The sequence below is a fragment of the Gammaproteobacteria bacterium genome (assembly GCA_028817255.1).
GTDB lineage: Bacteria > Pseudomonadota > Gammaproteobacteria > Porifericomitales > Porifericomitaceae > Porifericomes > Porifericomes azotivorans.
On the sequence record JAPPQA010000094.1, the window covers coordinates 1 to 6,098 of the forward strand.

General features: G+C 65.1%; 6 protein-coding genes and 1 tRNA gene. 5 read left to right on the forward strand and 2 right to left on the reverse strand.

Translation table 11 applies throughout. The features are described from left to right. The first annotated feature begins 209 nt into the window (after positions 1-209). From OXU43_04165 to leuD, 4 genes are all read left to right on the forward strand, one after another. Complete coding sequence (locus OXU43_04165; protein MDD9824351.1) at positions 210-767, forward strand: hypothetical protein; 558 nt, start codon at positions 210-212, stop codon at positions 765-767. A 199-nt stretch (positions 768-966) separates the two neighbouring features. Then, positions 967-2,004, forward strand: a complete 1,038-nt coding sequence (locus OXU43_04170) for an oxidoreductase (GenBank protein MDD9824352.1) — start codon at positions 967-969, stop codon at positions 2,002-2,004. Between the two features lie 20 nt (positions 2,005-2,024). Then, a complete protein-coding gene (gene leuC, locus OXU43_04175; protein ID MDD9824353.1) occupies positions 2,025-3,458 on the forward strand; it encodes a 3-isopropylmalate dehydratase large subunit in 1,434 nt (477 codons plus the stop codon). Positions 3,459-3,518: 60 nt separating this feature from the next. Next, positions 3,519-4,211 carry a 3-isopropylmalate dehydratase small subunit gene (gene leuD, locus OXU43_04180; GenBank protein ID MDD9824354.1) on the forward strand — a complete coding sequence of 231 codons (693 nt, stop codon included), beginning with the start codon at positions 3,519-3,521 and terminating at the stop codon, positions 4,209-4,211. 48 nt (positions 4,212-4,259) lie between these two features. Here leuD and OXU43_04185 read toward each other — a convergent pair. Both OXU43_04185 and OXU43_04190 read right to left on the reverse strand, forming a co-directional pair. Beyond that, a tRNA-Val gene (locus OXU43_04185) sits at positions 4,260-4,331 on the reverse strand. 55 nt (positions 4,332-4,386) lie between these two features. Beyond that, positions 4,387-4,869: a hypothetical protein gene (locus OXU43_04190; GenBank protein MDD9824355.1), complete on the reverse strand. Its 483-nt coding sequence runs from the start codon at positions 4,867-4,869 to the stop codon at positions 4,387-4,389. A gap of 499 nt (positions 4,870-5,368) precedes the next feature. Here OXU43_04190 and OXU43_04195 point away from each other — a divergent pair, with 499 nt between their 5' ends. Further along, on the forward strand, positions 5,369-5,881 hold the full coding sequence (locus tag OXU43_04195) for a hypothetical protein (GenBank protein ID MDD9824356.1): 513 nt from the start codon (positions 5,369-5,371) through the stop codon (positions 5,879-5,881). The last annotated feature ends 217 nt before the right edge of the window (positions 5,882-6,098 follow it).

Below are 6,098 nucleotides of genomic sequence, written 5' to 3' on the forward strand. Positions count from 1 at the left end.
CCTGGGCATCTCCTGGCCCGAAGGCCGCGTAAATGCCGTATGGTCAACGAAAGGCCCTGCCCGAAGACTCGGAATAGGACATTACTGCTTTGGGCTTACACTTTCTGGGGGACTGTTGACACCTGCCCGCAACTTTTCCAAAATGCTTCTTATTGTTCGAAAGGAATCGCGCAAGAAGCCAGGAGGCCGCAATGGGAAACGCAACAGCTATGAAGGAACCTGCCGCATTCGATACGCTCGCCGCCGCCAATGACTTGCAGGAGGCGGGCTTCGACCGCAAACAGTCGGAGGGGCTGGCCAAGATCGTTGCCAGGATCGCCCTGACGCTCCAATCGGATTTATCCCACCTGGAAAAGAACCAGGCCCTGGCGATCAAAGAGGGTATCGCCACAGCGATGGCGGAGACCAGAACCCAGCGCACGATCATGTATGGCGCTTTTCTGCCCATTCAACTGGCGCTGTTGATCCTCATGATAACGATGGCGGGCTTTGTCATGAGCCTCAGCGCGAAGGTGAATACGCTTGATACCCGTATGACCCTGGTCGAGACTCGTGTGAGCGGTCTTGAGACCCGCATGGACGGTCTTGAGACCCGTATGGACGGTCTTGAGACCCGCATGGACGGTCTTGAGGCCCGTATGGACAGTCTTGAGGCTAGCATGGGCAGTCTTGAGGCTAGCATAGGCGGTCTTGAGACCCTTATACTCAAGATCGGCGAGGATGTGGCCGAAATCAAGGCGCTCGGTTCCAAACGGTCGGGCGGTTAGCGGAGGCCGGGGATACCGGGGGGACCCGAATACGGGAAGTCGCTCCAGCAACTGTGAGCGGGCGTAATCGCGCCGTGTCAGCCTTGCCCCGGTTGTCGGCCCCGCTCTGTCGTGCCGGCCTTTGTCAGAATTGTCGCTGCGGCTACGGGGCGCGTTGGCGATTGACTGCCTCCAGCACCGGCAAGGATAATCCCGCGCCATGAGCGCGGGGAGCGACATGCGGGAATTCCCGGTCTTTCGCATTCGCCGGCAGGACGGCAAGGTTGCGGGGCGCGTGGAGGACGTGGCCCTGGACGATCTGTCCCCTGGCGAGGTGGTGATTCGCGCCTGCTGGTCTTCAGTGAATTACAAGGACGCCCTGGCGGCCACGGGCGCCAACAGGATTATCCGCGAGTTCCCCCGGGTGGGTGGGATTGACGTGGCCGGGCGGGTGGAGCTTTCTTCGGCTGCGGAATTTCGTCCGGGCGACCAAGTGCTGGCGACCGGCTACGACATGGGGGTGGCACACGACGGCGGCTATGCGCATTTCGTGCGTCTCCCGGCGTCTTGGGTCATCCCTCTGCCGGATGGTATGAGCATGCGCCAGGCCATGGCGCTGGGCACCGCGGGTTTTACCGTGGCCCTGTGTGTGCAGCGCCTGGAAGAGAACGGACAGCAGCCGGCGGCCGGGCCTGTCGCCGTGACCGGTGCCAGCGGCGGGGTCGGCAGCCTGGCGGTGGCCATTCTGTCTCGCCTGGGTTATGAGGTGTGCGCGATTAGCGCTAAGCCTGAGGCCCGGGATTACCTGGTCTCGCTGGGGGCGGCGGAGGTGATCGATCGCCGCTCCCTGGACCTGGGCCGGCGGCCCCTGGAGAAGGGCCGTTGGGGCGGCGCGTTGGACAACGTAGGCGGCGAGATGCTCTCCTGGTTGACGCGCAGCACGCGGCCCTGGGGGAACGTCGTCGCTGTGGGTTTGGCCGGCGGCAGCGAGTTGCAGACTACGGTGATGCCCTTTATTCTGCGCGGCGTCGCGTTGCTGGGCGTGAGCGCCGCCGACTGTCCGCTTCGTTACCGCCGCCCGCTGTGGGGGCGCCTGGCCAGCGACCTGGCTCCGACAGGACTGGACCGGATCGCGCATGCGGAAACCACCCTGGAAGGGCTGCCGCGGATCTTCGAGGCGATGCTCCGCGGCGAGGCGACGGGACGCACCCTGGTGCGGCTGGCGGCGGACGCGGGAGCAGGACAGCGGGGTACTTGAGCGAATACGACGGTTCGGCGATGGCCTCTACTTTGTACGACAAACTCTGGGACTCGCATCTCGTCTGCGAACTGGCCGACGGGGACGCGCTCATTTATATAGACCGCCACCTCATCCACGAGGTTACTTCGCCGCAAGCCTTTGCCGGTCTGCGCGCCGCCGGTCGCCGCCCCTGGCGCCCGGATGCCGCCCTCGCTGTTGCCGACCATAGCGTCCCTACCACCGCCGACCGCGCCCATGTGCGCGACCTGGTCGCGCGGCGACAGCTGGAGGCACTGAAGCACAACTGCGCCGAGACCGGGATCAGGCGCTTCGGTCTGCGGGACCCTCGCCAGGGGATCGTACACGTCGTCGGTCCCGAGCACGGCGCCTGCTTGCCCGGCATGACTATCGTCTGCGGCGACTCGCACACTTCCACCAACGGCGCCTTGGGCGCCCTTGCCTTCGGCATCGGCACTTCCGAGGTGGAGCACGTGCTCGCCACGCAGTGCCTGCAACTTCGCAAGGCGGACAACATGCAGGTGTGTGTGGAGGGCGAGTTGGGACTGGGGGTCACCGCAAAGGACATCGTCCTGGCGATCATCGGGCGCATCGGCACAGCGGGCGGTGCGGGCCATGCGCTGGAATACGCGGGCGGTACGGTCCGCGCGCTGTCCATGGAAGGGCGCATGACTCTGTGCAACATGAGTATTGAGGCCGGTGCCCGCGCCGGCATGGTCGCGGTGGACGAGAAGACGCTTGATTATGTGCGTGGTCGCCCCGCCGCCCCCCGGGGACGCCTCTGGGAGCAAGCGGCGGAGGCCTGGAGCGGTCTGCACAGCGACCCGGGGGCGCACTTTCATCGGACGCACCGGTTGGATGCCGGCGACATCGAGCCCCAGGTAACGTGGGGTACTTCTCCGGAGATGGTCGCCCCGGTGGGAGCCTGCGTGCCGGACCCCGCCGCGGAGCCGGACGCTACCCGGCGCCAGGCTATGCAACGCGCGTTGGAGTACATGGATTTGACTCCCGGCACGCCCATCTCCTCGATCTCCGTGGACCGGGTTTTCCTTGGCTCCTGCACCAACTCCCGCATTGAGGACCTGCGGGCCGCCGCCGCCGTGGTCCGGGGCCGGCGGGTGGCCGGCAACGTAAGCCAGGCTCTGGTGGTCCCCGGTTCCGGGCGGGTCAAGCGTCAGGCAGAGGAAGAAGGGTTGGCCAGGGTTTTCGTGGATGCCGGCTTCGAGTGGCGCGAGGCTGGCTGCTCCATGTGCCTGGGGATGAACCCGGATCGTCTGCTCCCCGGTGAGCGTTGCGCTTCCACCTCCAACCGCAATTTCGAGGGGCGGCAGGGGCGGGGAGGGCGTACGCATCTCGTAAGCCCGCCGATGGCGGCGGCGGCCGCGGTGGCGGGGCGCCTGGTGGACGTGCGCGAGTTGGCGCCGCCGCCCGCGGGTTCGGCCACGCCTCATTAACCGGCAATGGTCCAATGAACCGCTCATTGGTCCCGTAACGGCCCCATACCTATGCCCAAGATGTGCCCCTTCGTTCCCTTCGCCGGCTTGGTAGTTCCGCTGGACCGGCCCAGCGTGGACACCGATGCGATCATCCCCAAGCAATATCTTCTCTCGATCCGCCGTAGCGGTTTCGGCCCGTATCTATTCGACGACTGGCGCTACCTGGAACCTGGAGTCCTGGATCAGGATCCGGGTAGCCGCCGCCTGAACCCCGAGTTTGTGCTCAACCGTTCCCGCTACCGCGGTGCCGAGATCCTGCTCGCCAGGGAGAATTATGGTTGCGGCTCTTCCCGGGAACATGCGGTGTGGGCCATGTTGGACTATGGCTTCCGGGCCGTGCTGGCGCCCTCCTTTGCCGACATCTTCTACGACAACGCCTACCGGAACGGCCTGTTGCCCGTTTTGCTGGAAGCGGCTGTCGTAGAGCGGCTGTTCGGCCAGGTGTCGGAGAACGAGGGCTATCGTCTGGAGATAGACCTGGAGCGGCAATCGGCGGTCACCCCCGACGGCGAGAGGCTGCCCTTCGAGATCGCCCCTGGCATTAAGCAGCGGTTGTTGCGGGGGTGGGACGACATTTCCATTAGCCTGCAACAAGCGGAACGCATCCGTGCCTACGAAGAGCGCCGGCGCTGCGAGGCACCGTGGCTATACTCGCCCGCCGCCTGTGCGAATTCTTCCCCTGACCAGGGACCAGGGGGTAGCCTCGGATGAATAGGGTCAGAGTGAATGGGCGCCAGAGTGAATGGGCGCCAGAATAAATGGGCGATGTTGGGATTGAACCAACGACCTCTGCCGTGTGAAGGCAGCGCTCTCCCACTGAGCTAATCGCCCGTTTCGGTGCCGCTTTTGTCTTGTCAGCCTCTGCGCGGCGGGCGTTGCGCCGGCCTTATTTGTCGTTCCGGGGGACGGGACATCCCCCGGAGCTTCGGCATCGCTCCGTCTCCATTCGGAGTTGCTCCAGATCCGACCGGATACCGTCCAGGCCGGCGGTTATCTCCTGACGCAAATCGGTGGCAATCCTGAGGTGTGTCGCAGGCATTTCGTCCAGCTGGGCGCTCAGTTCCGTAATGTTGCTTCCCAGGGCTCGCAGCTCTTCGCGCAGGGCGTTCGCTTCGGTGCCTGCTTGCCGTTGCTTGGCTTCGAGTTGCGCCAGCTGGGTGCGCAACTCGTCAACGCCCGGATCCGCGGCGGTCGTCAGGATGGATGCGATCAGCAAAATGGCGCCAACGGCGGCAAGCCCGCCCCCGGCCGCGCCCAGTTGCCGATGGCGCACATAGGCCCAGCATACCGCCAACAACGTGACGCTGCCCAGGAAGATGCCCGCTGCCACCGCGATGTCCGCGAAAACCATACCTGCCATTCCGTTCATGTTTTACCCTCCCGCAATCTCCAGCCGCCGCTGACCCCGCCGCTGACCCACCCGCTGAACGTTCCCGTTACGTAGTCTGGCGCTCGCCGAGGCTGTAAGACCGTAGCGCGGCAGTATAACAGATTCCTGCGCCGGGGCTGTAGAGCGCTGAGGTCTGCGCATGCATAATGACGCTCGGGATGGTGTGGAGGGGTATTTTAAGGGCAGGGCATCTCCAGGGAATGGGAGTTAAAGCATCCGTCAAGCCGCCAATATTCAGTGAAAAGCGTTCACAGGCCGGCGAACGGCAAGTCTTCGCGGTAGTCCGCGAAGGGTTCTCGCACGGTGGGGTGAAAGCGCCGGCCGCGGGGATTCCTGTTCCGGGGGATAGGCTGTTGGCGCTGCGATGCGGGCACAGCGGCTGTAGTAGTATAAGCATGTTCGGGGATATGTCCGGCGCCTGGGGGGGAGGGGAGGCCGGGCATGGATTGGGTCTGACGGGCAGCAAAGAGGCGGCAATATGAAAGATGCGGAACACCGGGAGCTGGCGTTGCGGGCCCTTGGCGTGCTGATCGAGCGCGCCAACTCGTTGCTTGTGGAAGAGATGGCGCTGGACTACAAAGGGTTGGCTGGGCGGATCGGGTATCCGGGGCCGTTATCGGGGCGACGCTTCGGCGTAGAGATCGGCAAGACCCTGCGCTTTATGGCGGCACTGCTGGACGGGCCGGCTGTGAACGGCAGGCAGGTTCCTCGCATTCAATGCCTGGTGGTGCGCCGGGATACGGGCGTCCCGGGTGCCGGGTTTTTCCGGCAACCGTTGCCGCGTCTGTCGGAGGCCAGGGTCCTGGCGCGGGCCGAACGCGACAGAGTCGCTGCCTTCGGTGCGGCGCGGTGGCGCCGGGTGTTGCTACGGGCGCGCTCGCGGGCGGCCGCGGCCGGCGCGCGGTCTTGCCGATGCCCCGGGCTTGTGCCGATTCAGGGGCGCCGCGCCCGTGTGGAAGAGACGGCGCCCTGTCGGCCAACTGTACCTTGAATTTTAGCGCTATGAAGGATGATGGCGATGGGGACGAAGGCAAGTGAGCGGCGGCACCGGGACAAGCGGCAAGGGCTGGTCGGCCCGGTCGTGAAGAGTATCATGAAGACCCCCTGGGTTGGCGGCGGGTGGACCGCCCCGAGGGCCCGGTTGCCGGCTCGAATATGGGCGTGTTCGTGGTGCGGAGGCGCTAATGTTTTTGTGTAGCCCTGCAAAT

What these genes read in the sequence shown, in the direction of transcription:
- OXU43_04165 (MDD9824351.1), top strand. Translation starts at nt 210, where the DNA reads ATGAAGGAACCTGCCGCATTCGATACGCTCGCCGCCGCCAATGACTTG.
- OXU43_04170 (MDD9824352.1), top strand. Translation starts at nt 967, where the DNA reads ATGAGCGCGGGGAGCGACATGCGGGAATTCCCGGTCTTTCGCATTCGC.
- leuC (MDD9824353.1), top strand. Translation starts at nt 2,025, where the DNA reads ATGGCCTCTACTTTGTACGACAAACTCTGGGACTCGCATCTCGTCTGC.
- leuD (MDD9824354.1), top strand. Translation starts at nt 3,519, where the DNA reads ATGTGCCCCTTCGTTCCCTTCGCCGGCTTGGTAGTTCCGCTGGACCGG.
- OXU43_04190 (MDD9824355.1), bottom strand. Translation starts at nt 4,869, where the DNA reads ATGAACGGAATGGCAGGTATGGTTTTCGCGGACATCGCGGTGGCAGCG.
- OXU43_04195 (MDD9824356.1), top strand. Translation starts at nt 5,369, where the DNA reads ATGAAAGATGCGGAACACCGGGAGCTGGCGTTGCGGGCCCTTGGCGTG.